The sequence below is a fragment of the Advenella mandrilli genome (assembly GCF_016595155.1).
Taxonomy (GTDB): Bacteria; Pseudomonadota; Gammaproteobacteria; order Burkholderiales; family Burkholderiaceae_B; genus Advenella; species Advenella mandrilli.
On the sequence record NZ_JAENGP010000023.1, the window covers coordinates 1 to 26,272 of the forward strand.

Here is a 26,272-nt window from a genome sequence, read left to right on the forward strand (position 1 = left end):
TTGTAGGCGAGGATATGCCACGCACCAGTAATCGCATTACCCTGAACACCGACGAGAAAGATGCCAATGGCCTGCCCATTCCCAATGTGCATTTTGACGACCATCCTAACGATGAAGCCATGAGGGACCATGCCTTTAAGCAAAGTATTGCGCTTTATGAAGCAGCGGGCGCGAAAAAAACGTTTCGCACGCCGCCTTATCCGTCAACCCATAATCTGGGCACTTGCCGCATGAGTGAAAAAGCCGAAGATGGTGTGTGCAACAAATATGGCCAGACCCATGATATTGCTAATCTGTTCATTTCCGATGGCAGCCAGTTTACTAGTGGTGGCGCCGAAAACCCGACCCTGACGATTGTTTCGCTGGCTATCCGGCAGGCAGAATATATCGCTGACCAGATGATGAAAAAACAGCTTTAATGCGTTTGTCCGTTAAGTTGGATCTGTTTTTAAATGGGTTAAAACAAAGCGCAAGCCTTGGCTGTGGCCAGTGTGGGTTGGCGCTTTGCTCCGGTTAGACGGCATTTGGTATAAGATTGTGTTTTGCCGACATAATCTTAAAGTATGAACGAATTTATTCAGATACTGGCTTCTTCTTCCCATCTATGGCTTGCAGTCCTTGTGGGTGGTGTCTTTGGCATGTTGTTATGTGCGCTGCTTATGTATTCACGCCAGGCAGGCAGCCGGGCCAATATTGCCGTGCTTGAACAGGCGCTGGGTGACCGTACGGCGTCGCTGGAGTTGCAGGCACAGCAGTACGATGAGTTGCAGGATGACTACCGTATTCTGGATGGCCGTAAAGATGCTTTGGGCAATGAGCTGGCAGCCGCCCTGGCGGAAAAAAACCATCTGCAACAACTGGCCGGTGACTTGCGGCTGCAGTTGCAAACGCGAGAATCACAACAGCAGTCATTGCAGGCAACACTGGCAGAACTGGAAAAAAAACAGGCAACCCAGCAGTCGGAAATGCAGCACAAGCAACAAAGCCTGGATGAATTGCGCCAGAATTTTGCCCAATCCAAGGCACAATTGGCGATTGAATTCCAGAACCTGGCTGACCGTATCTTTACGGAAAAAGAACAGGCTTTTTCGCGTAATAGCCAGGTGTCCATGGAAAGCCTGCTCAAGCCGTTTCGTGAGCAGATTGACCGCTTTCAAAGCCGGATCAACGAGGTGCATGACCAGTCGGTGCAGGGGCAATCGCTGCTGCAGTCGCAAATCAGGCAGGTGTCTGAGGTTGGCATGAAAATGACTCAGGATGCCGATGCTCTGGCCCGTGCCCTGAAAGGAGATAAAAAAATCCTTGGTAACTGGGGCGAAATGCAGCTTGAACGGGCACTCGAAATGGCGGGTCTGGTCAAGGGTGATCACTTTCAGACTCAGGCCCATTTCCGGAACGAAGCGGGCCAAAGTCAGTTACCCGATTTTGTGCTTTACCTGCCCGATGGCAAGCATATGGTTATTGATAGCAAGGTATCCCTGAATGATTACCAGCAGGCGGTCAATGCAACGCAAGAAGGGGTCATGCGGTCTTCCCTGGATGCGCATGCCAAGGCCGTCAGGAATCATATCGACCAGTTGTCCGACAAGAATTACAGCAATTTGCAGGGTATGCACAGCCCCGGTTTTGTGCTTATGTTCATGCCGGTCGAAGCGGCTTACATAGAGGCACTCAGGCATCCGTCCAACCTGTTTCAGTATGGCTATGAAAAAGGGGTGGTGCTGGTCTCGCACACAACCCTGATGCCGGTGTTAAGAACGGTTTCCTATTTGTGGATGATGGCACGCAGCAATGAGCAGGCCACCGAAATTGGCGACCGGGCCGTCGATATTTATAATCAGGTGGTCAGGGTGGCTGAACACCTGTCCCGGCTGGGCGGAACACTTAACACGGTGGGTACGCATTACAATGCCGTGGTTGGTGCATTGGCCGGCCGGCAGGGCTTGATTGGCAAGGTGGAGCGTTTCAATGAATTGTCAGCCAAGGCCAGCCGCAAAATGGTTGATCCCGAGCCGATTCATCCGGATTTTGATGCCAGCCGGCTGGATGCCTTGGTGAAAAACAGCCCGCTTCAATAGCGGTCAAGCGCTTTTCTGAACCGGGCAACGCCTTCAGTAATTTGTGCTTCATTGCTCATGGAAAATGACAGGCGAAACGCGTTTTCATCGGGCTGGTCGGCATAAAAACCGCTGCCGGGCACGAACATGACTTTTTCGTCAATCGCCAGGGGCAAGAGCCGGGTGGCATTGATATCCGAGGGCAGGTAAGCCCAAATGAACATGCCGCCTTCGGGTTGGACCAGTCTAAGCTGGCCGTTAAAGTCGCTTGAAAAAGCGGTCAGCATACATTGGGCCCGCTGCCGGTAGGTGTCGATCATATAAGGCAAATGCTGTGCATAGCGTCCCGAGTTCAGGTAATGGGCAGCAACCGCCTGCATGAACGGTGCCGAACACATATCATCCACCTGCTTGGCCAGCACGCAGCGGCGCAAGATCTCGGGGTGGGCGATCATCCAGCCAATGCGCAGGCCCGGCGCCACAGTTTTGGACAGACTGGACAGGTAAATGACCTGGTCCTGTACAGGGGTTGAGCGGGCCAGTTCTGCAAGAGTGGGCAAGGGCTGTCCGCTAAAGCGCAACTGGCCATAAGGGTCATCTTCAATCAGTAAACAATTAGTGGTGGCTAGCAGTGCCAGCAGTTTTTTGCGTTTTTCCAGTGATAGGGTAATGCCGCTGGGATTGGCAAACGTGGGAACGCAGTAAAAAAACTTGGGCTGGTGCTGTTGCAGCAGTCGTGCCAGTTCCTCAAGATCGGTACCGTCCTCTTGAACTCCCACGGTGACAATATTGGCACCGGCCAGCCGCAGGCCCTGAATGGCGGCCGGGTAGGCGGGGCGCTCTACCAGCGCGGTATCTCCCGGTGCAATCAGGGCCCGCACCAGCAATTCATAAGCCTGCTGTGAGCCGCTGGTTACCAGGATGTCATCTTGGCCTACCTGAAGGCCGCGTTGTATGGAAAGGGCGGCTAATGTTTCGCGCAGGGCTGGCAGGCCTTCGCTGGAACCGTAAGACATGGTTTCCTGCAATGAAGCTGATTGGGCGGCAATGGACGCCTGCAAACCAGGGAGATCGAACAGTTCAGGGGCGGGGTAGCCACCAGCAAAAGATATCATGCCGGGCGTGGACAGGTATTTGAACAATTCCCTGATGGGCGATCCCTTGATTTCTTTAAACGGAGCAACAAAAGGAAAACCGGAAGACATAGTCTGACCTCTTCATCAATTGAACGGGGGTCCATCGTTAGATGGGGAATGTTCAGGATGGCATTAATCGTCACCAAATTTCACGCCCTGGGCCAGTGGCAATTCGCGCGAGTAGTTGATGGTATTGGTGGCCCGGCGCATATAGCCTTTCCAGGCATCGGAGCCTGACTCACGGCCGCCACCGGTTTCTTTTTCACCGCCAAAGGCGCCACCGATTTCAGCACCCGAGGTGCCGATATTCACATTGGCAATGCCGCAGTCAGCGCCGCTGGGTGACATAAAATATTCGGCTTCAAGCAGGTTGGTGGTAAAGATGGCGGAAGACAGGCCTTGCGGAACGTCGTTTTGCAGGGCTAACGCGTCTTCAAAGTTGTCATAGCTCATGATGTAAAGGATGGGCGCAAAGGTTTCGTGACGAACCACATCGGTTTGTGCTGGCATGTCGACCAGCGCGGGTTCAACATAATAGGCATCGGGGAACGTGTCCTGCAAGACGCGCTGGCCACCGGTGACTTTCCCTTTTTGTTCGGCCGCTTTTTGCAGCGCGGTTTGCATAGCGTCAAAAGCCGCCTTGTCAATGAGGGGGCCTACCAGGGTGCCGGTTTCAAGGGGGCTGCCAATGGGTAAGCTGCGATAGGCTTTTTTCAGCCGTTCGGCAAGTTCATTAACGATGCTGCTGTGGACGATCAGCCGGCGGGTGCTGGTGCAGCGTTGTCCGGCTGTGCCGACCGCACCAAAAACAATGCCCCGCACGGCCATGTCCAGGTCTGCAGTTTCGCTAACGATAATGGCATTATTGCCCCCCAGTTCAAGAATGCAGCGGCCAAACCGGGTCGCCACTTTGGGGCCAACCTCGCGTCCCATGCGGGTGGAGCCGGTGGCTGAAACCAGGGCAACCTTTGGACTGTTAACCAGGATTTCACCGGTTTCCCGCTGGCCAATCAGCAATTGCGACAGGTGTTCAGGCGCATCACCCAGTTTTTTCAGGGCACGTTCCAGCAGGGCCTGGGTGGCCAGGGCGGTTAGCGGGGTTTTTTCTGAAGGTTTCCAGATAACGGCATTGCCACACACCAGAGCCAGGGCCGTATTCCATGACCAGACGGCAACCGGAAAGTTGAAAGCGGTAATCACGCCAACCACGCCCAGCGGATGCCAGGTTTCCATCATGCGGTGCCCCGGGCGTTCCGAGGCAATGGTCAGGCCGTACAGCTGGCGTGACAGGCCAACCGCAAAGTCGCAGATATCAATCATTTCCTGGACTTCACCCTGGCCTTCGGCAATGATTTTGCCCGCTTCAATGGAGACCAGACGTCCAAGGGCTTCTTTGTTGGCCCGCAGCTCTTCTCCAAGCAGGCGGATCAGTTCCCCGCGTCGGGGTGCGGGAACCTGACGCCACTGCGTATAGGCGGCATGAGCCCGGTCGATGGTGGCAGTGGCTTCTGCCGCAGACGCTTCAACAACATTGGCGATATGCGAACCATCAATAGGAGAATAGGCTTTTAGGCTACCTTCCTGAAAGGAGGCAGGATTGACACCTAAAGAGACAAGTAATTCCTGGACTGAATTCATGGCTGGTTTCCTTTGTGAATCATCAGGGTAAGCCTCACGTTTTACATGACTCTGCCCGGCAGGGCAACGAAAAAATGGCAGGATAGGTGAGGCGCTCAATACAAACAGATTTACAACTAGATTAACAATTGATTTTCCTAAAGTCAAAAAATTTCTTATAAGAAATAAAAATAAATAAAAGGGTTTTCCCTTGGTTTTTGATTGTTGCAATGCAAAATATATTGTTTGATATCAATGAATTATAGATTTGTTTTATATCGTTGGCTTTTTAAGTTTCAATTTTCTTCCTGGGATTTTCCTGATGGGAAATACCAAAAAATCAATGAAATCTCGTCTTGTTTTTTGCGGATTACAAATTAATTTTCTTTTGGATTATTAATAAGTCATTGATTATCAATGGAGATATTGTATTTTTATTTGGATTTTAAAGAATTAGGTATAAATAACGATTGACGCCAAATTTTTCTTATGAGAATTTACAACTTATTCAGCTATTTGTAATGAGACATTGCATGAAGAACTGTTTTGATGTGGTGGTCGTTGGTGGTGCGGCAACAGGAAGTGCCCTGGCTTATTTTTTAAGCGCCTCCCGCTCGTTTAAAGGCTCTATTCTGGTTATTGAAAAAGATGCGTCTTATCAAAAGTGTGCGACTGCCTTGTCGGCAGCCTCCATACGGCATCAATTTTCCACGACAGAAAATATCCAGATGTCGCAGTTTGGTAGCGAATTCCTGTACCGCCTTGGAGAAACCCTTGAGGTGGAGGGTGAGCGGCCCGACGTGAACTTTCATGAAGCGGGTTATTTGTTTCTGTCCACCCCGCAGGGATATGAAACCCTGAAAGAAAACAATGCGTTGCAACGTGCCTTGGGGGCACAAATTGTGTTGTTGTCAGGCCAGCAATTACAAGACAGATATTCATGGCTGAATGTGTCTGATTTAGCGGGCGGTTCGTTGGGTCTGAAGGGAGAGGGATGGCTGGACGCCTATGGCATGATGCGGGCTTTTCGCCGCAAGGCCATTTCCCAGGGGGTGAGTTACATAGAAAATGAAGTGGTGCAGGTGCATCGGGAAGGCGCACGGGTAAGCGGTTTAACCCTGAATAACGGCGACACCGTCTCTGGTGGTGTTGTTGTGAATGCTGCGGGTACCGGGGCTATGCAATTGGCCCGTCAGGCTGGTATTGAGTTGCCGATAGAATCGCGCAAACGCAGTGTTTTTTATGTGACCTGCCCCGAGACAATCAATGATTGTCCCATGTTGATTGACCCCAGCGGTGCTTATATCCACCCTGAAGGAGAGGGGTTTATTTGCGGCATTCAGCCGCCAGCGGAACAGGACCCCGAGTGTTTTGATTTTGATGTTCAATACCCGCTGTTTGATGAGTACCTGTGGCCAATTCTGGCGCATCGGGTGCCTGCCTTTGAGGCCTTGCGCTGTGAGCATAGCTGGGCCGGCCATTACGATTACTGCACCTTCGACCAGAACGTCATACTGGGTTATCACCCCGATATCAACAATATGGTTTTTGCTAATGGTTTCAGTGGTCATGGCATGCAACAATCACCAGCAGTGGGCCGTGGTCTTGCCGAGTTGATTGAATTTGGTGAATACAAAAGTTTGAATTTGAAGCGTTTGGGTTGGGAGCGGGTGTTAACCAATCAACCCATTATCGAAAAGAACGTCTGGTAGTTCACATTCGTATTAAGCAGTCAGTCCGTTGTATAGCGTTGTTTTTTAATAATGTTTCTTGTTTTGCAAGGAACCATGCTGGTCAATTTCAGGAGAAAAGCATGAATAAAGGATTTAAAAAGCTTTTTATTACAGCAGCACTCACAACCGTTTTGTCTGCGCCCGCCATGGCAGAAGAGTTCATCAAAATTGGTCTGGGTGCACCCATTACCGGTGGCAGTGCCGCATTTGGCAAGCAACTGCTGCTGGGGGCTGAATCCGCCGCCGAAGCCATTAATGCGAAAGGGGGCGTTAACGGTAAAAAAATCAGAATTATCCAGGGAGATGATGCCTGCGAACCCAAACAGGCGGTCGCCGTAGCCAACCGTTTTGTTGACCAGGAAAAAGTGGATGCCGTTGTGGGTCATTTCTGCTCTTCCAGTACCATTCCCGCTTCAGAAATTTATGATGAGGCCAATATCCTGAACGTGACGCCCGCCTCAACTAACCCCAGGGTGACTGAACGCGACCTGACAACGCTGATTCGTGTTTGTGGCCGAGATGACCAGCAAGGAGAGGTGGATGCAAAATTCATTCATGAAAACCTGAAAGCCAAGCGCATTGCGGTGATCAATGACAAGGACACCTATGGTGTCGGTTTGGCCAATGCCACCCGTGATGCCGCGAAACAGCTGGGCGTCGAGGTCGTGCTTGAAGATGGCGTGACCCGTGGGGAGCGTGATTACAACGCATTGGTTACCAAGATCAAGGCCTCGGATGTGGACGCTGTTTTCTTTGGCGGGCTGTATGCCGAAGCGGGTCTGCTGGTCAGGCAAATGCGTCAACAGGGTTTAACGATTCCTTTCATTTCCGATGATGGCATTGCGGATCCGGCTTTCGTTACGGCGGCCGGGGGCATTCCGTTTGCCGAAGGGACTTACATGAGCTTTCTGAAAGACCCCCGTGGTGAGCCGGCAGCCCAGGAAGTTATGCTCAAATTGAAAGAAAAAGGCAGTGATGCCGAGGGCTTTACCCTGTATTCCTATGCCGCTGTTGAAGCGATTGCCGCGGCCATGGAAGCTAATAAGGGTGTGAAAGACGGCACCGTACTGGCTGACTGGATCAAGAACAATGACATTGATACGGTTCTGGGGCGCAAAGGTTGGGATGAAAAAGGTGATCCGAAAACCAATGACTTTATTATTTATGTCTGGAACAAGGAAGGGCAGTACGAGCCTGTTCAATAAAGTGATTTAACCTTGCCGCGTTGCCTGTTACCCATGGGTAACGCGGTACCAGAATGTCTTTATCGACAAGGTAGGTGTTAAATGGAATGGCATATTTTAAGCCAGCAGATCGTCAATGGCATTTCTCTGGGTTCCATCTATGGGTTGATTGCCATTGGCTATACCATGGTTTATGGCATCATCGGCATGATCAACTTCGCGCATGGCGACATTTATATGGTCAGTGCGTATATTACCGCGATCGTGTTTGCCGTCGTGACTTTTCTGGGGATTGATGCGGTGGCGTTGTCCCTGTTGATCACGCTGGTTATTACCATGGCTATCACCGGGCTTTATGGCTGGTATATAGAAAGAACCGTGTACCGGCCCCTGAGAACCACCAACCGCCTGGCACCATTAATTACGGCAATCGGGGTTTCATTGCTGCTGCAAAATTATGTGCAGATCAGTCAAGGTCCCAATGTGCAGGGGGTGCCATCGTTAATCCCGGGCGGCTTTACGATTGGAACGGCCGATGAGTTCTTCCGGATCCGTTACATGGATATGATTATCGTGACGGTTAGTATCGTGGCCATGACCCTGCTCACGTTTGTTATCCAGAAAACAAGCCTTGGCCGGCAATGCCGCGCGGTGGAGCAGGACCGTAAAATGGCCACTATCCTGGGTATCAATACGGGTCGCATTATTTCCACTGTTTTTGTCATTGGTTCCATGATGGCGGCCGTGGCCGGCGAACTGGTCACTTTCAATTACGGGTCGTTTGATTTCTATATTGGTTTCGTACTGGGCATCAAGGCGTTCAGTGCTGCAGTTCTGGGAGGGATTGGTTCATTGCCGGGCGCCATGTTGGGTGGTTTGCTGCTGGGCGTGCTAGAGTCGATTTTTGCCGGATTTGTGAGCAGTGACTATAAAGATGTGTTTTCTTTCAGTATGCTGGTGCTGGTGCTGGTATTTAAGCCCAGTGGCCTGATGGGCAGACCTGCTGTGGAGAAAGTGTAATGAGTAATATACCCACTTCTACCGGACAGGACGTTGCCCTGGCATCGGTGGTGCCAGAATCACCAACCATAGATGGTGCCTTGGCAATCCGTTCTCCGATTGATTTCAAACATTCCCTGAAAGATGCCATGGTGGCCGGCGTATTGACGATGCTGGTGTTTAGTCCCATTACCAATTTTATACTTCAACAATATTCGTTCAAGGTGGACTGGTTTCGGACACCACTTTTTCTTAATGGCATTTCCATTGGCTTGCTGGTTGCCTTTGTTCGTTTTTTTGTTTCGGTTGGTATCCAGACCGAAACCGGTGAACGCTTTACGCAAAAATATCTTACCGCCCAAAAAGGCGTAGAAGTAGAGGATGAGCATGCCGATGGCATGCAGCGTTTAAAGAAGATTTTGTTGTGGGCGGCTATTGCGGCGGGCGTTTTTATGGCCTTGGGGCTGTCGGGGGTTATTTATCTTGGCACCGCTGCAGCGGTCGTGCTGGTTATCCTGTTCATTGTGATTGCCATGGGCGTGCGCATTCCCAAGCGACGCGGCATGAAGCATCCCTGGAAAGGTGCGCTGCCTGTGCTGTTTCTGGTGGGACTGGTGGTGCCGCTGGTATTCTTTTATTTTGGTATTTTTGGCAAGAGCTGGGCCAACAACCTGATTTTGGCCATGATTTATGTGCTGTTGGGTCTGGGCCTGAATATCGTGGTGGGTCTGGCTGGCCTGCTGGATTTGGGGTTTGTCGCCTTTTATGCGGTAGGGGCTTATTTTCTGGCATTGGGTGCGCAATATCTGGATATTGGTTTTTGGACAGCACTTATTCTGGCGCCTGTGGCAGCTGCCCTGTGTGGCGGCTTACTGGGGTTCCCGGTCCTGAAAATGCACGGAGATTATCTGGCCATTGTGACCCTTGGCTTTGGGGAAATCATCCGGCTGGTCCTGGTGAACTGGATTGATTTCACCGGTGGGCCCAATGGTGCGCCGGCCCCGTCCCCCACTATTTTTAACCTGGAGTTTATTCGCCGGGCCAAGGGGGATGCTGTGCCGATCCATGAGTTCCTGGGCATACCGTATAGCTCCGATTACAAATTCATCTTTATTTATTTGTTGCTGTTTATCATTTCGATGGGCGTGCTGCGGGTGTTTACCCAGTTGCGGGTGATGCCCATTGGCCGTTCCTGGGAAGCCTTGCGTGAAGATGAAATTGCCTGCCGTTCGCTAGGCATCAATCATGTCACCGTCAAATTGTCCGCGTTTATGCTAGGGGCTTTTACCGGGGGGATTGCGGGCGTGTTTTTTGCCACTGCCCAGGGGTTTGTCAGTCCCATGTCGTTCAACTTCTTCGAGTCGGTGCTGATTCTCTCTATTGTGGTGCTGGGCGGCATGGGTAATGCCATTGGTGTGATTATTGCGGCTTTTACCCTGACCTTGTTGCCCGAATTTCTGCGGGATTTTGCCGGTTATCGTGTCCTGTTGTTTGGCCTGTTGATGATTTTAATGATGATCTGGCGACCGAATGGTTTGCTGCGGGCCAAGCGTCCGGTATTTGAACGGGAAGAGGTCAGCGTATGAGCCATCAGTCACTGCTTGAAGTCAAGAGTCTGACCCGTCGTTTTGGCGGCATTATTGCCAACAATAATGTCAGTTTCGAGGTGCAGAAAGACTCCATTACTTCCCTGATTGGCCCCAATGGTGCCGGCAAGACAACCGTGTTCAACTGTATCACGGGGTTTTATTCGGCTACATCGGGAGAGATTTTTCTACATGGACCCGATGCTTCGGTAGAGGTGGGCAAACTGCTGAACCGGCCGTTTACCGGCGGGTCTTACCTGGTTTCCCGGGCAGGCATTGCCCGTACCTTCCAGAATATCCGTCTTTTCAAGGAGATGACGGTATTGGAAAACTTGCTGGTGGCCCAGCACCGGATGCAAAACCGTAATTTGCTGGCGGGTATTTTGCTTACCCATGCGTTTTCCAGAAAAGAAGAGGAAAGCGTAAACCGGGCCTATGAGTGGCTGGATATGGTTGATCTGGCGGTTGATGCAAATCGATTGGCGGGCGAGCTATCCTATGGTCGTCAGCGCCGCCTGGAAATTGCCCGTGCCATGTGCACCAACCCGAGCCTGGTTTGCCTTGATGAACCAGCCGCCGGCCTGAATCCGCGGGAAACCGTGGATCTTTCGCGGCTGATTCGCAAATTACGGGATGAATGCGGGGTGACGGTTTTGCTGATTGAGCATGATATGGGGCTGGTGATGGAGATCTCCGAGCATATTGTGGTGATGGATCAGGGTTCGGTGATAGACCGGGGTGACCCCGAACATATCCGTAATTCGGACGTGGTTATTGCGGCCTATCTGGGGACTGAAGTGGAGGATGAAGCATGACAACACCCATTCTGGAAATTAAAAACGTCAATACCTATTATGGTCCTATTCAGGCGCTAAAGGATGTCTCCCTGCATATTAATCCTGGCGAAATAATTTCCCTGATTGGCGCCAATGGTGCCGGGAAAAGCACCCTGCTGATGACTATTTTTGGGGCGCCCAAGGCAAAATCGGGTGAAATTATTTACAAAGGACAGAATCTGACCAAACTGGAGGCGTACCAAATTGCCAGCAAGGGCATTGCCCAGGTGCCTGAAGGCAGGCGTATTTTTCCGAAAATGACGGTTGAGGAAAACATCATGATTGGCGCCTTGCCCATTGGCGACAAATACATGGATGAAGATCGCAAAGCCATGTTTGAGCTGTTTCCCCGTTTGCTGGAAAGGCGTAACCAGCGTGCCGGCACCTTGTCGGGCGGAGAGCAGCAGATGCTGGCGATTGCCCGTGCCCTGATGAGCCGCCCCGACATGATCTTGCTTGATGAGCCCAGCCTTGGCCTGGCCCCCTTAATTGTGAGACAGATCTTCTCGGTGCTGAAAGAGCTTGGGAAAAATGGTAAAACCATCTTTTTAGTTGAACAAAATGCCAATCATGCCCTTAAGCTGGCAGACCGGGCATATGTAATGGTAAATGGTGAAATTCGTATGACAGGAAGTGGTGCTGAGTTGCTGGCTAATCCGGAAGTCAGGGACGCTTATTTGGGTAGTCACTAATGAATACCCGGGAAGAAACCCCTTTAATGCAACGCTTGCGTGCTGTGCGCCAGCAGAATAACTGGACGCTGGAGCAGGCCGGCAAAGCGTGTGGCATTGCCGCCTCCACGCTTTCCAAAATTGAAAATGGCCTGATGTCGCCTACCTATGATGTCCTGCAAAAACTGGCAACCGGCCTGAACCTGGACGTCTCTGAACTGTTTACATCGGCGCGAGATGCGATGGGTGCCGGGCGCTGTGTGGTTGATCGTGCCGGCCAGGGAAAGCGGCATAAAACGCCCCATTACAATCATCAATTGTTATGCACGCAGTTGTCGAATAAAAAAATAATGCCTTTTTATACCAGCATTACCGCACGGAAATTTTCCGATTTTCCTGACTGGAGCCGCCATGATGGGGAAGAGTTTGTTTATGTATTAAGCGGTGAAATAGAGCTGTACACTGAATATTATGCGCCTGCCCGTTTAGGTCCGGGGGATTGCTTCTATATAGATAGCCGGATGGGGCATCGCTGCACCAGTGTCAGCGAAGAAAATGCGGTAGTGATTTGGATCACCACCCAGAAAAATTCAGAAAAACACGAACCAGGAGACACGTAATGAGCCAGCACGCGGTTCAGGTATTTGATGCACAACAAACAGCCGGCTTGATTGGTTTTGCCGAATTGGTCCGGGCCATTCATGATATGGCACTGGAATATGCCGCGGGCAAGGTTAACTGTCCCGATCGCCAAGTATTGCCGGTGCCGGGCAATCAAGAAGGAGGGGTATTATTATCCATGCCGGCAGCCGCCGAAGACATTCTGGCGCATAAGCTTATCTCCCTGTTGCCCGGCAATCCCGGGCATGGCCTGCCTACCATTCAGGGAACGGTGACCATACTGGACAGCAAAACCGGCTCACCCCTGTTTGTGCTGGATGCGCCCACCGTTACTGCCTGGAGAACCGCGGCACTGTCCATGCTGGGCCTTGAGCGCTTTACCCCGCAAACACCCGAAAAAATTGTCCTGATGGGGGCGGGTACCCAGGCAGCGGCCCACGTGCAGGCCATTAATGCAATCTATCCACAAGCAACCATCTATGTGGCGGGGCGGGCTTCGTCAGCCGCCAGGGTAAAACGGTTTTGTGAGCGGTTTGACAGTTTATCCAACCCCGTTATCGCGGTGGAACAAAGTAACTTGCCTGATGATTGTGATGCCGTTATTACGTTAACCACGGCAACCGAGCCCATCTACCATGCGCCGGCACAAGCAGGTCGACTGATTATCGGGGTGGGGGCTTTCCAGCCACATATGTGTGAAATCGCACCGCAAACCGTCATGGGCAGTACCTGCTATGTTGACGATCCGGTAGGGGCCCTGCACGAGGCCGGTGATTATATCCGTGCCAAAAAAGACTGGGCGGAAATCATTTCACTGGAGCAGGCCTTACAGTCTGAGGTTGATTTTTCTCGTCCCATCATGTTTAAAACGGTTGGGATTGGTGCCTGGGATCTGGCCGCAGCCCGGGTGGCCTGCCACTCGTTAAAGGCACGGGCCTGAATAGGGCAGGAAACAGTGGTCAGCCATTGTTTCTGGTCATGGATAACTAAACCATTGAAAAAATGACATTTTTTACAACAACAGCAAAAAACCTGCTTGTCAAGGGGTTTGGATAATGTTATATTAACAGGCTAACCGAAATGCAATAACGGTTAGGGATAAATTAACCCACAACACCTGTTCAATACGGGTGTCAATTTATATTAGGCCCAGCCAATCGTAGCTGGGGATTGGAGAAAATGATGTCGAATACGACACCTACACCTGCCGCTCATCGGCTGGGACTGTTGGGTCGCAAGGTTGGCATGATGCGTATTTTTACCGAGGAAGGCGAGTCCATTCCGGTAACAGTTCTTGACGTATCAAACAACCGTGTAACTCAAGTCAAGTCTCTGGAAACAGATGGTTATGCAGCGGTACAGGTTGCTTATGGCAGCCGTCGTGCAACTCGCGTAACAAAGCCTCAAGCAGGTCACTACGCTAAAGCCGGCGTTGAAGCTGGTTCCATTCTTAAAGAGTTCCGTTTAGATCCTTCGAAAGCTGCTGAATTCTCAGCCGGCGCCAATTTGCCTGTTGAAAGCATTTTCGAGGCTGGCCAGAAAGTGGACGTTCAGGGTACAACTATCGGTAAAGGTTTTGCCGGTACCATCAAACGTCACAATTTCAATGGTCAACGTAATTCTCACGGTAACTCTCTGTCACACCGTGTTCCCGGTTCTATCGGTATGGCGCAAGACCCAGGTCGCGTTTTCCCCGGTAAACGCATGGCCGGTCACATGGGTGATGCAACCCGCACCGTACAAAATCTTGATATCGTTCGCGTAGATGCAGAGCGTGGTCTTCTGTTGGTCAAGGGCGCTGTTCCTGGTCATAAAAATTCCGACGTTGTTGTGCTTCCAGCTATCAAAATGACTGTTAAAGGAGCAAAATAATGGATCTCAAGCTCCTGAATGAACAAGGTGAGGCTGCTTCTACCGTTAGCGCACCTGATACCGTTTTTGGCCGTGATTTTAACGAAGCCCTGGTTCACCAGGTTGTGGTTGCCTACCAGGCAAACGCACGCATGGGTGACCGTGCTCAAAAAGGTCGTGATACGGTTAAGCACAGTACCAAAAAACCATGGCGCCAGAAAGGCACCGGTCGTGCCCGTTCCGGTATGACATCTTCACCCATCTGGCGTGGAGGCGGTCGTGCATTTCCTAATTCACCTGATGAAAACTTCAGCCAGAAAGTGAACAAGAAAATGTACCGTGCCGGTATTCGTTCCATCCTGTCACAATTGGCCCGTGAAGATCGCATCGCTGTTGTCGAGTCTTTCTCTTTTGATACACCCAAAACTAAATTGGCTGCTAGCAAACTGAAAGCAATGGGTCTGGATTCCGTATTGGTTATTACCGATGTTGTTGACGAGAACACCTACCTGGCAACCCGCAACCTGCCGCACGTAGCCGTTGTAGAACCGCGTTACGCTGATCCTCTTTCTTTGGTCCACTACAAAAAAGTGTTGATCACGAAAGCGGCTATCGCTCAATTTGAGGAGATGCTGGGATGAAAGCAGAACGTTTATTGCAAGTAATTTTGGCGCCGGTCATCACAGAAAAAGCAACCTATATTGCTGAATCTGGCGAAAAACCGCAATTTGCATTGCGTGTCGCTCCTGATGCAACCAAACCAGAAGTCAAGGCAGCTGTTGAGTTGCTTTTTAAAGTAGAAGTCGAGTCTGTCTCTGTTCTGAACCGTAAAGGTAAAGTAAAACGTGCTGGTCGTTTCGTCGGTCGTCGCCGTGCAAACCGTATCGCTTACGTTTCACTCAAAAAAGGTCAAGAACTTGACTTTTCGGAGGTGAACTAAGATGGCATTAGTTAAAACTAAACCAACATCAGCCGGCCGTCGTGGCATGGTAAAAGTGGTTACACCAGGCTTGCATAAAGGTCTTCCTTTTGCTGCGTTGGTAGAAGCCCAAACACGTGGTTCCGGCCGTAACAATAACGGTCATATTACTGTCCGTCATCGTGGCGGTGGTCATAAGGCCCACTACCGTATTATCGATTTCCGTCGCAATAAAGATGGCATTCCAGCCAAAGTAGAGCGTCTGGAATACGATCCTAACCGTACTGCACATATTGCATTGCTTTGCTATGCAGATGGCGAGCGTCGTTACATCATCGCTCCTCGTGGCCTTGAAGTTGGTGCTACGGTCGTATCGGGCAAAGAAGCACCGGTACGTACAGGTAATGCAGCGGCAATCCGCAATATCCCGGTTGGTACAACCATTCACTGTATCGAAATGCTGCCTGGCAAAGGTGCCCAGATGGTACGCTCAGCAGGTGCATCAGCAGTCCTGATGGCCCGTGAAGGTACTTACGCCCAGATCCGTCTGCGTTCTGGCGAAGTCCGTCGCGTTCACATCGACTGCCGCGCAACGATTGGTGAAGTGGGTAATGGTGAACACAGCTTGCGTCAAATCGGTAAAGCCGGTGCGGTTCGCTGGCGTGGTATCCGTCCTACCGTTCGTGGTGTTGCCATGAACCCGGTCGATCACCCACATGGTGGTGGTGAAGGACGTACTGGCGAAGGTCGTGAACCCGTCAGCCCATGGGGTACTCCAGCGAAAGGCTTCAAAACCCGCAGCAACAAGCGTACAGACAACATGATTGTCTCACGTCGCAAGCGTAAATAAGGGGCGATACTAATATGTCACGTTCTATTAAAAAAGGCCCATTCGTAGATGCCCACTTGGTAAAAAAAGTGGAAGCAGCTGTCGGTGGCAAAGAGAAAAAGCCGATCAAAACCTGGTCGCGTCGTTCAACCATCCTTCCTGATTTTATCGGATTGACAATCGCCGTTCATAACGGTCGTCAACATGTTCCGGTTTATGTTAACGAAAATATGGTTGGTCATAAGCTTGGCGAATTCGCGCACACACGTACCTATAAAGGGCACGCTGCGGATAAAAAGTCAAAGAGGTAAGTGATGGAAACTACAGCCGTAATTCGTGGTGTACATATTTCTGCGCAGAAAACTCGTCTTGTTGCGGACATGGTCCGTGGCAAACCCGTTGCCCAAGCGCTGAATATTCTTACATTCACCCCTAAAAAAGCCGCCGGTATCGTTAAGAAGGCCCTTGAATCAGCAATTGCTAACGCAGAGCATAACGATGGTGCCGATATTGATGAGTTGAAAGTAACTACAATTTATGTAGATAAAGCTCAATCAATGAAGCGATTCTCCGCTCGCGCCAAAGGCCGCGGTAACCGTATCGAGAAGCAGACTTGCCACATTGTGGTTAAAGTCGGCGTTTAAGGAGTCACAATGGGTCAGAAAATTCACCCTATCGGGTTCCGTCTCGCAGTGAATCGTAACTGGAGTTCACGTTGGTACGCAGATAACAAAGACTTTGGCACAATGCTGGCCGAAGATATCCGCGTGCGTGAATATTTGAAACGTAAACTGAAAAGCGCATCTGTTGGTCGTGTGCTTATCGAGCGTCCTGCCAAAAATGCACGTATCACCGTTTTCTCAGCACGTCCTGGTGTTGTCATCGGTAAACGTGGTGAGGATATTGAAGGATTGAAACTGGATCTGCAACGCCTGATGGGTGTTCCGGTTCACGTTAATATCGAAGAAATTCGCAAGCCTGAAACTGATGCACAGCTAATCGCCGATTCCATCGCCCAGCAGCTTGAAAAACGTATCATGTTCCGTCGTGCCATGAAGCGCGCCATGCAAAATGCAATGCGCCTGGGTGCACAAGGGATCAAGATCATGTCTTCAGGTCGTCTGAATGGTATCGAGATTGCCCGTACAGAATGGTATCGTGAAGGCCGTGTGCCTTTGCATACACTGCGTGCAATCATTGATTATGGTACATCTGAAGCACAAACCACCTACGGTATTATCGGTATCAAGGTTTGGGTTTACAAAGGCGACTTGCTGCCTAATGGCGAAATGCCAGCAGAACCTGCTACACCCCGTGATGACGAGCGTCGTGCACGTCGCCCACGTGGTGATCGTCCTGAAGGTCAGCGTCGTCCAGGCCGTGGTCGCAATGCTCGCAAAGCTACCGCTGAAGCAGCACCTGCGCCAGAAGGAGAATAAACATGTTATCACCAGCACGTAGAAAATACCGTAAAGAGCAGAAAGGCCGTAATACCGGTCTGGCTACTCGTGGTACCAACGTAAACTTTGGCGATTTTGGTCTGAAAGCCACCGGTCGCGGACGTCTGACTGCCCGTCAGATCGAAGCAGCCCGTCGTGCGATGACCCGTCATATTAAACGTGGCGGCCGTATCTGGATCCGTATCTTCCCCGATAAGCCAATTTCACAGAAACCTGCTGAAGTTCGTATGGGTAAAGGTAAAGGTAATCCTGAGTTCTGGGTCGCTGAAATTCAACCAGGCAAGGTTCTGTACGAGATGGACGGTGTAAGTGAAGAACTTGCCCGTGAAGCTTTCCGTCTGGCAGCCGCCAAGTTGCCTATTGCGACGACATTTGTAAATCGTCACTTGGGCTCTTAAGGGGATCTTTATGAAAGCTAGTGAACTACGTTCAAAAGACGCAACCGAGCTGGGTAAAGAGCTCGAGAGCTTGTTGAGGGCACAATTCAATCTGCGTATGCAGCGTGCTACCCAGCAACTTTCTAACACCAGCCAGTTAGGCAAAGTACGTCGTGATATTGCTCGCGTTCGTACAGTATTAACTGAGAAAGCAGGAAAGTAACATGAGCGAAACTCAAAACACACCCGCTAAACGTCAGCGTACTTTGGTCGGTAAAGTGGTTAGCAACAAAATGGATAAAACAGTGGTCGTTCAGGTTGAACGCCGTGTTAAACATCCTTTGTATGGCAAAATCATTGTCCGTTCAAACAAATACAAAGCGCACGACGAAGCAAACCAGTATAACGAAGGCGATACCGTAGAAATCGCTGAAGGTCGTCCCATTTCACGCAGCAAATCGTGGAGTGTTGTACGCCTGGTCGAAGCCTCACGTCTTATCTAATAACAAGGCAGGTTTATGCCTGCCTTGTTCAGGATAACAGTAGTCTTCCTTATACCGGAAAGTCAGCAAAAAACCTCGCCTTAGCGCGAGGTTTTTTGCTGTTTGTTTACTGGTTGCCATTGCCTGCCTTGCCTTGCACGAAAAGGAAAATCAATTTTGTACGCTGGGTATGAAATGATCAATAAGTGGCCATGCAAGAAGTTATTATTGAGTGTTGAAGTGATTTGCAGTGAGAAGGATAAAATGAAAAACAGTTCCCCATTATTTGATGCTTTGTTGGCCAATGTGCCGCATCTTTCCGGCCCTGACCAAATGCAGCGTCACATGAGCGACATGAGCGGTTTTGAAGGCGCCATGCCAGCAGTAGTGTTTCGGCCGGTGTCCACCGAACAGGTGTCGGATATTGTCAAAACCTGCGCTGCCGAAGGTAGAAAAATTACCATCCAGGGCGGCTTGACCGGCCTGGCCGGTGGTGCCCGTCCCGATGAAGGCGATGTGGTTATTTCCCTTGAAAGCATGAATCGTGTGGAAGAAATTGACACCATTGGCGGCGTGGCGATTGTGCAGGCGGGCGTCATACTTGAAAACCTGTGTCAGGCTGTCCAACAGGAAGACTGGTATTTCCCGCTGGATTTCGGCTCGCGGGGCTCCTGCCTGATAGGTGGCAATGTTTCCACCAATGCGGGTGGCAACAAGGTGCTGCGTTATGGCACTACCCGAGACCTGGTAATGGGCATGGAAGTGGTTCTTCCCGATGGCACCATATTGAATATGCTTAACCGGCTTATCAAGAACAATACCGGTCTTGACCTTAAACATCTGTTTATTGGCACCGAAGGCCGTTTGGGCATTATTACCCGTTTGTCCCTGCGCCTGTTTCCCAACCCGCAAACCCGGGCCACCGCACTGGTCGCCCTGGACTCCTTCGATCACGTCACCCGTATGCTCAAAGAGGCACGTTCTGCCTTGCCCGATTTATCCAGCTTTGAGGTTATGTGGCAAAGCTACCTGGTGCAGGCTGCTGAGCATGCGAACAAAGAACTGCCCTTTGAGGGCCGTTATCCGATTTATGTGCTGCTTGAAATTGAAGGCGCCGATAAACCCACGTTTCATGACGGTTTTCATGCTTTCCTTGAGTTTCTCATTGAAAATGAAATTGGCCGTGACGTGATTGTGCCGCAAACACTGGAACAGGCCGATTCGCTTTGGCAGATCCGCGATGCCATTGGTGAAATTCTGCGCAGCGCCAAGCCTTATGTAGCCTTTGATATTGGCATACCGCTTAAACATATGCCCGCCTTTATTGAACAGGTGACCGCTGCCCTTGAAACAGAATACCCACATGCCATCAATCTGCTGTTTGGTCATTTGGGCGATGGTAACCTGCATCTGACGACTGGCAAACTGCAAGAAACAGAAATTCTGGCGGTTGAAGAGTTGGTGTACCGCATTGCTTCAGCGTTCAGGGGAAGCATTTCCGCAGAACATGGCATTGGCCGTATCAAGAAGCCCTTCCTGAAATACAGCCGCAGCCAGCAAGAGTTGGCTTTAATGAGTGCGATTAAAAACCTGATTAATCCCCAGGATCTTTTCAATGCCGGCCGTATTGTGGATTAGCGGTTTAACAAGATCATTTACAGGATAGAAAAAGAATGAGTTATAACTCCCCCATGAAAGAAGTACGCAAACTGTCTGATGAAGCCCGCGCCGCCTTCAAGGCCGCTTTTGGTGATCGCTTCATTACCACGCAAGCCGTACGCGAACATCACGGTGCCGATGAATCACCTTATCCGGCCTGTCCACCCGAAGCGGTTATTTTTCCGCATAATGCCGATGAAGTCGTGCAGATTGTCAATTTATGCAGTCAGTATGAGGTACCCCTGATTCCGTTTGGCATTGGTTCTTCTATTGAGGGCCATATACTGGCGATTGAAGGCGGTATTTCCCTGGACTTCACGGAAATGAACAAGGTGCTGGCAGTCAGCCCTGGTGACTTCACCGTAACAGTGGAGCCGGGCGTAATCCGCACCCAGCTGAATGAAGAAATCAGGCATACCGGCCTGTTTTTCCCGATTGATCCGGGTGCCCATGCCTCGATTGGCGGCATGACGGCAACCCGTGCCTCGGGTACCAATGCCGTGCGCTATGGCACTATGCGTGAAAACGTGGTGTCTCTGAAAGTGGTCACGGCTGACGGAAAAATTATTCGCACGGGCAGCCATGCCCGCAAATCATCGGCTGGTTACGACTTAACCCGTCTGTTTGTCGGCAGCGAAGGCACGCTGGGTATTATTGTTGAAATTACCCTGCGTGTTTATCCCATTCCCGAAGCTATCTCTGCCGCCATTTGCAACTTTGAAACCCTGGAATCGGCAGTAGAGTGCGTTAACCAGCTTATGCAAACGGGGATTGAAATTGGCCGGGTTGAGTTTATTGATGAGCAGGGTGTGAAAGCCGCCAACCAATACAGCAAGCTGGATCTGAAAGAAAGCCCGATGCTGTTGTTTGAATTTACCGGTTCCGCTTCCGGCGTTAAAGAGCAGATTGAAATTGTACAGGAAATTGCCAAAGATAATGGTGGCATGGATTTTGAATGGGCAGAGCATCAGGAAGACCGCAACCGTTTGTGGACGGCGCGGCATAACCTGTATTTTGCCTGCCTGCAATTGCGTCCCGGTGCGCGTTCTATTACCACCGATGTCTGCGTACCTATTTCGCGGCTGGCCGAATGCGTGACCGAAACGGCCAAAGACCTAGACAATAAACCATTCCCCTGGTCTATTCTGGGGCATGTGGGCGATGGCAATTTTCATGTTCTCATGATGATTGACCCTGAAAACCCGCAAGAATGGGCAATGGCTGAAGAGATCAATAACCGGGTGGTGCAGCGTGCCATTGACATGGACGGCACCTGCACCGGTGAGCACGGTATTGGCATTCACAAGATGAATTTCCTCAAAATGGAGCATGGTGAAGATGCCATTCACCTGATGCGTTTGCTTAAACATGCCTATGATCCGAAAAACATCCTGAATCCGGGCAAGATGATTTCCTGGGAAGCATAATGGTTGATGGTTTAATCACAAGGGAATAGCCATGCTCAAGTTTGCGGCCAATCTTTCCATGATGTATACCGACGTTCCGTTCCTTGAACGCTTTGCCCTGGCGGCAAGCGATCAATTCAAGGGTGTGGAATTTCTGTTTCCTTATGAGTACCGTGCGGCAGAAATAAACCGGCAACTCTCGCTTAACGGGCTTGAGCAGGTCCTGTTCAATGCCGTGCCGGGTAACTGGGATGCCGGAGAGCGGGGCGTGGCTTGTTTGCCCGACAGGCAGGCGGAATGTCTGGCCGGTGTGGAAACGGCCCTGGAATATGCCATCGTGCTGGGCAACCGGCGTGTTCATTTCATGGCCGGTATCGTGCCAGTCGGTCTTAATCCGGTAGCCGCGCATGAACACTATTGCCAAAACCTGTCCCGGGCGGCCGTACTGGCTGCCAAAGCCGGGGTTGAGCTATTGATAGAACCCATTAATCCGTTTGACATGCCGGGTTATTTTTTAACCACCCAGCAGCAGGCACACCGGATTGTGCAATTGCTTAATTTGCCCAATATCAAGGTGCAAATGGACTTGTACCACTGTCAGATTGTTGAAGGTGACTTAAGCAGAAAGCTGGCTACCTATATACCTACTGGCAGGGTAGGCCATTTGCAGATTGCCGGTGTGCCCCACCGGCATGAACCCGATAACGGTGAGCTTAATATTGGCTATCTGTTTGACCTGCTCAGGCAACTGGATTATCAACACTGGATCGGATGCGAATATCGTCCGGCTGGCCGCACCCGTGAAGGACTGGCCTGGCTTGAACGGGAAAGACGTAAAAATAAAGGTGAAAAACTTGCAGCAATGCCTTGAACTGAAAGCGGGTGCTGCCCGTTTGGTGGTGGCTCCCCATATTGGCGGGGCGATTGTGGCTTATAAACATGTGTTGGCAAACAGGGAGTATCATTGGCTGCGTCCGGTTGACTCTGTGCATGTGCAAAACGGGAATGTGTCTGAAATGGCCAGTTTTCCGCTGGTGCCATGGGCCGGTCGCATTCGTGATGGCCGTTTCGAGTACGAAGGCCGTCACATTGGTTATCCTTCCCTGAAAAAAGATTCACCACATAGCATTCATGGTTTTGTACGGGATCGGCAGTGGGAGGTCAGAGAACATACCGATACCCGGGTAGTGCTTGAGTATGTGCATGAACCCGATCACTGGCCTTTTTCGTTCAGGGCAGAGCAGGTATTTGAACTGGCGGAAAATAATCTGACCGTGCACCTGAATATCCATAATACCGGGCAGCAAAGCATGCCACTTGGTATGGGGCATCACCCTTATTTTCCCAAAAATGAACACACGCGCCTGAAGGCACGGGTTGGCAAAGCCTGGTATGGTGACCAGGATGTCATGCCGGTAAAGCTGGCTGAGCACCCGCTTGCACGGGAAATGGCACAGGGCATAGAAGTTGCCCGGCATGTGCTGGATATCCCTTTCATGGATTGGGATCATGAGGCGCAAATCAGTTGGCCTGATGAGCAGCGTAAGCTGATGATGACCGCTGATGCACCGTTTGATTTCCTGATTGTATACAGCCCTGAAGGGGCTCCCTGGTTTTGTGCCGAGCCCTTTAGTAATGTGACCGATTGCTTTAACCTGCGGCAGACCCATTCGGCCCGGGAAGTGGGTGGACAGGATGTCTTGCCAGGGCAAATCGTGAATACCCGGTTCAGCCTGACCCCGGTTTTTTATAAGGATGATTAATTCATGGCATTAAGTGCAACGATATATAAAACAGAAATAAATATTGCCGATAATGACCGGTCTTATTATGGCAGTCATGCCGTTACCGTGGCCCGGCATCCGTCCGAAACCGAAGAACGGCTGATGATTCGGATCCTGGCTTATGCATTGTATGAAAATGGCGATGAAATGCTGACTTTTACGCGGGGCCTGAGTGAAGCGGATGAGCCCGATTTATGGCGCAGGGACTTGACCGGCACTATTTTGCAATGGATAGAAACCGGCTTGCCCGATGAACGGCGTTTGTTAAAGGCCTGTGGTCGTGCCGGGCAGGTTGTGGTGCTGTCGTACGGGCGTAATGCTGCTACCTGGTGGGCAAACACGGCAGGCAAACTTGAGCGGGCCCGTAATCTGAAGGTTTATGTGTTGCCGGTGGAATCAACCCAAAAACTGGCGGCCCTGGCAGGCCGTAACATGATCCTGCATTTCAATGTGCAGGATGGGACGGTGTGGGTGTCTTCGGATAAGGGTGAGGCAGATATTGAAATTAAGGCCTTGAATTGAATATCCGGTTTTCCGCCTCCCGGAAACCAAAAAATTAATAAAACAAAAAAACATCCCAGGGGCTTGATTAAAAAGCGGCCTGGGATGTTTTTGATGGTTGACGCTGAAAGCCGCTTAACGATTAGTTAACGTTCATGCCTTCGGCTTTCAGGATAGGACTCCATTTTTTAATTTCGGCATCCACCCAGTTTTTCAGGGACTCAGGGGTTTGTCTTTCTTCGCTCACAATTTCTGCGCCAAGATCAGCCATTTTCTTTTGAAAGGGCTCTGATTTGAGGGCCTCTTTAAGGGCAGTATTGAATTTGGTAATGACCGGTTCAGGTGTGCCTTTAGGTGCATAAATACCATGCCAGACTTTAAAATCAAAACCTTTCAGGCCTTGCTCGTCAAGCGTGGGGGCATCAGGCAGTTTGCTGATACGGTCTTTGGTGGTGACACCATAGAACTTGACGGTTTTTGCGTCAATGTGTGGAATGGTTTGTGTGGTTTGGTCACACAGGATGTCAACCTGTTTGCCTAGCAAGGCTGTCATGGCAGGACCGGTTCCCTGGAAAGGGATGGTGGTGAATTTGGTATCGACTGCCTGTTGCAGCAATGAACCGCACAGTTGTGAAACAGCGCCTGGGCCAGCGTTGGCCAGGTTGATGGTGTCACCATTTTTCTTGGCGTATTCAATAAATTCCTGCAGGTTGTTAGGCGGGAAATCGGCACGGGCCAACAGGGTCATGGGGACGTCAACTACTTCACCGACATATTCAAAGCTGTTAAGCGGATCGAACCTTAGGTTGTTGTACAGGGCAGGTGCCGTTGCCATGCCATTATGGTGAAGGAAATAGGTATAGCCATCGGGTTTGGCATTGGCAACATAGCCTGCGGCCACTGTGCCACCGGCACCGGTTTTATTTTCAACAACAATGGGTTGATTCAGGATTTTACCCAGTTCGGCACCCAGGGAGCGGGCGACCACATCGGTAGGACCACCTGCAGCAAAAGGAACAACGAGCGTGATGGGATGCTCGGGATATTCGGCATGTGCCGCACCCGTGCCCATGGCAAACAGGGCCATGGTAAGGCCGGTAAGCTTCAGGAATTTGGATGTCATTTGGTGTCTCCGGAGATATTGAAATGGCAGGCAATTAAATGCCTTTGTAAAATAGAAGCAGGTAGTGTAACTATTTATTTAGAGGTGATGGTTTTAGTTTTATGAAGCAAGACTTATGTAAACTAGAAGTTTAAACTTGATCCTGAATGTATTTATTGATTTTAAATAATGAATGTTTTAAACAAATAAAAAGGCAGGTACACTGACCTGCCTTTTTATTCAAAAATTAATCCTCTTCTACAAACGTTGCTTCACGTTTTTTGCGGATGGATGGCAATGCCACCAGGATTATCAGACCCAAAGCCATTAGCAGCAGGGTCAGTGACAACGGACGTTCAACAAAGGTCAGGAAGTCACCACGGGACAGCAAGAGCGCGCGGCGGAAGTTCTCTTCCATCATTGGGCCCAACACCAGACCCAGCAGCAAAGGCGCGCCTTCACACTTGAGCTTGGTCCAGATATAACCGATGATGCCGAAGATACCCATGACATAAATATCAAACACGTTGTAGTTCAATGAATATACGCCAATGGTACAAAACAGCAAAATAGCCGGGAACAGGACACGGTAAGGCACCTTCAGCAGTTTGACCCACAAGCCAACCAATGGCAGGTTCAGAATCACCAGCATCATGTTGCCAATCCACATGGACACGATCAGGCCCCAGAACAACTCAGGGTGACTGCTCATGACCTGTGGACCAGGCTGGATGTTGTGAATGGTCATGGCACCGACCATTAAAGCCATTACCGCGTTACCGGGGATACCCAGTGTCAGCAGGGGAATAAAGGAGGTTTGTGCCGCTGCGTTGTTGGCAGACTCGGGGCCCGCCAGACCGGCAGGGTGACCCTTGCCGAAACGCTCGGGATTTTTGGAAATTTTCTTTTCCAGGGTATAAGAGGCAAAAGAAGACAATACCGCACCACCACCGGGCAGGATACCCAGGGCGGAGCCCAGCAAGGTGCCGCGCAGTACAGCAGGGGCCGCTTCTTTAAATTCCTGTTTGTTCGGATACAGGCTACCCAGTTTATCGGTAATGTCAACGCGGTTTTCTTTTTGCGCCAGGTTATTCATGATTTCGGCCAGACCGAAAACACCCATGGCCACCACGGCAAAGTCAATACCGTCTTGCAGCTCTGGAATGCCAAAGTCAAAACGGGCCACACCCGAGTTCACATCGGTACCCACCATACCCAGCAACAAGCCCAGGATAATCATGCACACCGCTTTGGGCAGGGAACCGGAAGCCAGTACCACCGCACCAATCAGGCCCAGCACCATCAGGGAGAAGTATTCGGCCGGACCAAACTTGAAGGCGACTTCAGCCAGGGGTGGCGCAAAGGCGGCCAGCAAAACAGTGGCAAAACAACCAGCAAAGAAAGAGCCCAGGGCCGCAATGGATAACGCAGCACCCGCACGGCCGTTCTTGGCCATCTGGTG

At 50.7% G+C, this 26,272-nt stretch carries 29 protein-coding genes; 25 read left to right on the top strand and 4 right to left on the bottom strand.

From position 1 onward, the window contains the following. On the top strand, nucleotides 1–419 hold a 419-nt coding region (locus JHL22_RS14925; RefSeq protein ID WP_234041332.1), incomplete at its 5' end, for a GMC oxidoreductase. Nucleotides 420–563: 144 nt separating this feature from the next. After that, nucleotides 564–2,078 carry a DNA recombination protein RmuC gene (locus tag JHL22_RS14930; protein ID WP_200239236.1) on the top strand — a complete coding sequence of 505 codons (1,515 nt, stop codon included), beginning with the start codon at nucleotides 564–566 and terminating at the stop codon, nucleotides 2,076–2,078. Here JHL22_RS14930 and JHL22_RS14935 read toward each other — a convergent pair. Together JHL22_RS14935 and amaB are read right to left on the bottom strand one after the other, a co-directional pair. Next, on the bottom strand, nucleotides 2,072–3,262 hold the full coding sequence (locus JHL22_RS14935) for an aminotransferase-like domain-containing protein (RefSeq protein ID WP_200239239.1): 1,191 nt from the start codon (nucleotides 3,260–3,262) through the stop codon (nucleotides 2,072–2,074). The two genes, JHL22_RS14930 and JHL22_RS14935, sit on opposite strands and share 7 nt — an antisense overlap. A gap of 63 nt (nucleotides 3,263–3,325) precedes the next feature. Beyond that, the gene (gene amaB / locus JHL22_RS14940; protein ID WP_200239241.1) at nucleotides 3,326–4,831 is read right to left on the bottom strand and encodes an L-piperidine-6-carboxylate dehydrogenase; all 1,506 of its coding nucleotides are present in this window, start codon (nucleotides 4,829–4,831) and stop codon (nucleotides 3,326–3,328) included. Nucleotides 4,832–5,343: 512 nt separating this feature from the next. On the opposite strand from amaB, the gene JHL22_RS14945 reads away from it, so the two are divergent. The 23 genes from JHL22_RS14945 (at nucleotide 5,344) to JHL22_RS15055 (ending at nucleotide 23,729) form a co-directional block, all read left to right on the top strand. Next, complete coding sequence (locus tag JHL22_RS14945; protein ID WP_200239243.1) at nucleotides 5,344–6,522, top strand: NAD(P)/FAD-dependent oxidoreductase; 1,179 nt, start codon at nucleotides 5,344–5,346, stop codon at nucleotides 6,520–6,522. Nucleotides 6,523–6,623: 101 nt separating this feature from the next. Next, the gene (locus JHL22_RS14950; protein WP_200239245.1) at nucleotides 6,624–7,748 is read left to right on the top strand and encodes a branched-chain amino acid ABC transporter substrate-binding protein; all 1,125 of its coding nucleotides are present in this window, start codon (nucleotides 6,624–6,626) and stop codon (nucleotides 7,746–7,748) included. Between the two features lie 81 nt (nucleotides 7,749–7,829). After that, nucleotides 7,830–8,747 (top strand): ABC transporter permease subunit, encoded by a 918-nt coding sequence (locus JHL22_RS14955; protein ID WP_200239247.1) that lies wholly within the window; start codon nucleotides 7,830–7,832, stop codon nucleotides 8,745–8,747. 584 nt (nucleotides 8,748–9,331) lie between these two features. Further along, nucleotides 9,332–10,312, top strand: coding sequence for a high-affinity branched-chain amino acid ABC transporter permease LivM (gene livM, locus JHL22_RS16020; protein ID WP_200239288.1), 981 nt, complete (start codon nucleotides 9,332–9,334; stop codon nucleotides 10,310–10,312). After that, entirely contained in the window at nucleotides 10,309–11,127 is an 819-nt protein-coding gene (locus JHL22_RS14965) for an ABC transporter ATP-binding protein (RefSeq protein WP_200239249.1), read from the top strand. Before livM ends, JHL22_RS14965 begins: the two co-directional genes overlap by 4 nt. After that, the gene (locus JHL22_RS14970) at nucleotides 11,124–11,840 is read left to right on the top strand and encodes an ABC transporter ATP-binding protein (protein ID WP_234041334.1); all 717 of its coding nucleotides are present in this window, start codon (nucleotides 11,124–11,126) and stop codon (nucleotides 11,838–11,840) included. Before JHL22_RS14965 ends, JHL22_RS14970 begins: the two co-directional genes overlap by 4 nt. Continuing rightward, nucleotides 11,840–12,439 (top strand): helix-turn-helix domain-containing protein, encoded by a 600-nt coding sequence (locus tag JHL22_RS14975; RefSeq protein ID WP_200239251.1) that lies wholly within the window; start codon nucleotides 11,840–11,842, stop codon nucleotides 12,437–12,439. The genes JHL22_RS14970 and JHL22_RS14975 overlap by 1 nt, the downstream gene beginning before the upstream one ends. Further along, the gene (locus JHL22_RS14980) at nucleotides 12,439–13,380 is read left to right on the top strand and encodes a delta(1)-pyrroline-2-carboxylate reductase family protein (protein WP_200239253.1); all 942 of its coding nucleotides are present in this window, start codon (nucleotides 12,439–12,441) and stop codon (nucleotides 13,378–13,380) included. Before JHL22_RS14975 ends, JHL22_RS14980 begins: the two co-directional genes overlap by 1 nt. A 242-nt stretch (nucleotides 13,381–13,622) precedes the next feature. Then, complete coding sequence (gene rplC, locus JHL22_RS14985; RefSeq protein ID WP_200239255.1) at nucleotides 13,623–14,312, top strand: 50S ribosomal protein L3; 690 nt, start codon at nucleotides 13,623–13,625, stop codon at nucleotides 14,310–14,312. Continuing rightward, nucleotides 14,312–14,932, top strand: coding sequence for a 50S ribosomal protein L4 (gene rplD, locus JHL22_RS14990; RefSeq protein ID WP_200239258.1), 621 nt, complete (start codon nucleotides 14,312–14,314; stop codon nucleotides 14,930–14,932). Before rplC ends, rplD begins: the two co-directional genes overlap by 1 nt. Further along, the gene (rplW, locus tag JHL22_RS14995) at nucleotides 14,929–15,231 is read left to right on the top strand and encodes a 50S ribosomal protein L23 (protein WP_200239260.1); all 303 of its coding nucleotides are present in this window, start codon (nucleotides 14,929–14,931) and stop codon (nucleotides 15,229–15,231) included. The genes rplD and rplW overlap by 4 nt, the downstream gene beginning before the upstream one ends. 1 nt (nucleotide 15,232) lies before the next feature. Then, nucleotides 15,233–16,060 (top strand): 50S ribosomal protein L2, encoded by an 828-nt coding sequence (gene rplB, locus JHL22_RS15000; RefSeq protein WP_200239262.1) that lies wholly within the window; start codon nucleotides 15,233–15,235, stop codon nucleotides 16,058–16,060. A 14-nt stretch (nucleotides 16,061–16,074) separates the two neighbouring features. Then, on the top strand, nucleotides 16,075–16,350 hold the full coding sequence (rpsS, locus tag JHL22_RS15005) for a 30S ribosomal protein S19 (RefSeq protein ID WP_200239264.1): 276 nt from the start codon (nucleotides 16,075–16,077) through the stop codon (nucleotides 16,348–16,350). A gap of 3 nt (nucleotides 16,351–16,353) precedes the next feature. Beyond that, nucleotides 16,354–16,683 (top strand): 50S ribosomal protein L22, encoded by a 330-nt coding sequence (rplV, locus tag JHL22_RS15010; RefSeq protein WP_169295585.1) that lies wholly within the window; start codon nucleotides 16,354–16,356, stop codon nucleotides 16,681–16,683. A 9-nt stretch (nucleotides 16,684–16,692) separates the two neighbouring features. Next, nucleotides 16,693–17,478, top strand: coding sequence for a 30S ribosomal protein S3 (gene rpsC, locus JHL22_RS15015; RefSeq protein WP_200239266.1), 786 nt, complete (start codon nucleotides 16,693–16,695; stop codon nucleotides 17,476–17,478). A 2-nt stretch (nucleotides 17,479–17,480) separates the two neighbouring features. Next, a complete protein-coding gene (gene rplP / locus JHL22_RS15020; RefSeq protein ID WP_200239268.1) occupies nucleotides 17,481–17,897 on the top strand; it encodes a 50S ribosomal protein L16 in 417 nt (138 codons plus the stop codon). A gap of 10 nt (nucleotides 17,898–17,907) precedes the next feature. After that, nucleotides 17,908–18,099 (top strand): 50S ribosomal protein L29, encoded by a 192-nt coding sequence (gene rpmC / locus JHL22_RS15025; protein WP_200239270.1) that lies wholly within the window; start codon nucleotides 17,908–17,910, stop codon nucleotides 18,097–18,099. Nucleotide 18,100: 1 nt separating this feature from the next. Then, nucleotides 18,101–18,379 carry a 30S ribosomal protein S17 gene (rpsQ, locus tag JHL22_RS15030; RefSeq protein ID WP_200239272.1) on the top strand — a complete coding sequence of 93 codons (279 nt, stop codon included), beginning with the start codon at nucleotides 18,101–18,103 and terminating at the stop codon, nucleotides 18,377–18,379. Nucleotides 18,380–18,622: 243 nt separating this feature from the next. Continuing rightward, nucleotides 18,623–19,996, top strand: coding sequence for an FAD-binding oxidoreductase (locus JHL22_RS15035; RefSeq protein ID WP_200239274.1), 1,374 nt, complete (start codon nucleotides 18,623–18,625; stop codon nucleotides 19,994–19,996). A gap of 35 nt (nucleotides 19,997–20,031) precedes the next feature. Then, a complete protein-coding gene (locus tag JHL22_RS15040; protein WP_200239276.1) occupies nucleotides 20,032–21,444 on the top strand; it encodes an FAD-binding oxidoreductase in 1,413 nt (470 codons plus the stop codon). Between the two features lie 31 nt (nucleotides 21,445–21,475). Continuing rightward, the gene (gene otnI / locus JHL22_RS15045; RefSeq protein ID WP_200239278.1) at nucleotides 21,476–22,294 is read left to right on the top strand and encodes a 2-oxo-tetronate isomerase; all 819 of its coding nucleotides are present in this window, start codon (nucleotides 21,476–21,478) and stop codon (nucleotides 22,292–22,294) included. Next, a complete protein-coding gene (locus JHL22_RS15050) occupies nucleotides 22,278–23,186 on the top strand; it encodes an aldose 1-epimerase (protein ID WP_200239280.1) in 909 nt (302 codons plus the stop codon). Before otnI ends, JHL22_RS15050 begins: the two co-directional genes overlap by 17 nt. 3 nt (nucleotides 23,187–23,189) lie before the next feature. Next, nucleotides 23,190–23,729: a YaeQ family protein gene (locus tag JHL22_RS15055; protein ID WP_200239282.1), complete on the top strand. Its 540-nt coding sequence runs from the start codon at nucleotides 23,190–23,192 to the stop codon at nucleotides 23,727–23,729. Nucleotides 23,730–23,850: 121 nt separating this feature from the next. Here JHL22_RS15055 and JHL22_RS15060 read toward each other — a convergent pair whose 3' ends face one another. Together JHL22_RS15060 and JHL22_RS15065 are read right to left on the bottom strand one after the other, a co-directional pair. Then, complete coding sequence (locus tag JHL22_RS15060) at nucleotides 23,851–24,831, bottom strand: tripartite tricarboxylate transporter substrate-binding protein (protein ID WP_200239284.1); 981 nt, start codon at nucleotides 24,829–24,831, stop codon at nucleotides 23,851–23,853. A gap of 226 nt (nucleotides 24,832–25,057) precedes the next feature. Continuing rightward, nucleotides 25,058–26,272: tripartite tricarboxylate transporter permease (locus JHL22_RS15065; protein WP_200239286.1), on the bottom strand; the 1,215-nt coding region annotated here is incomplete at its 5' end.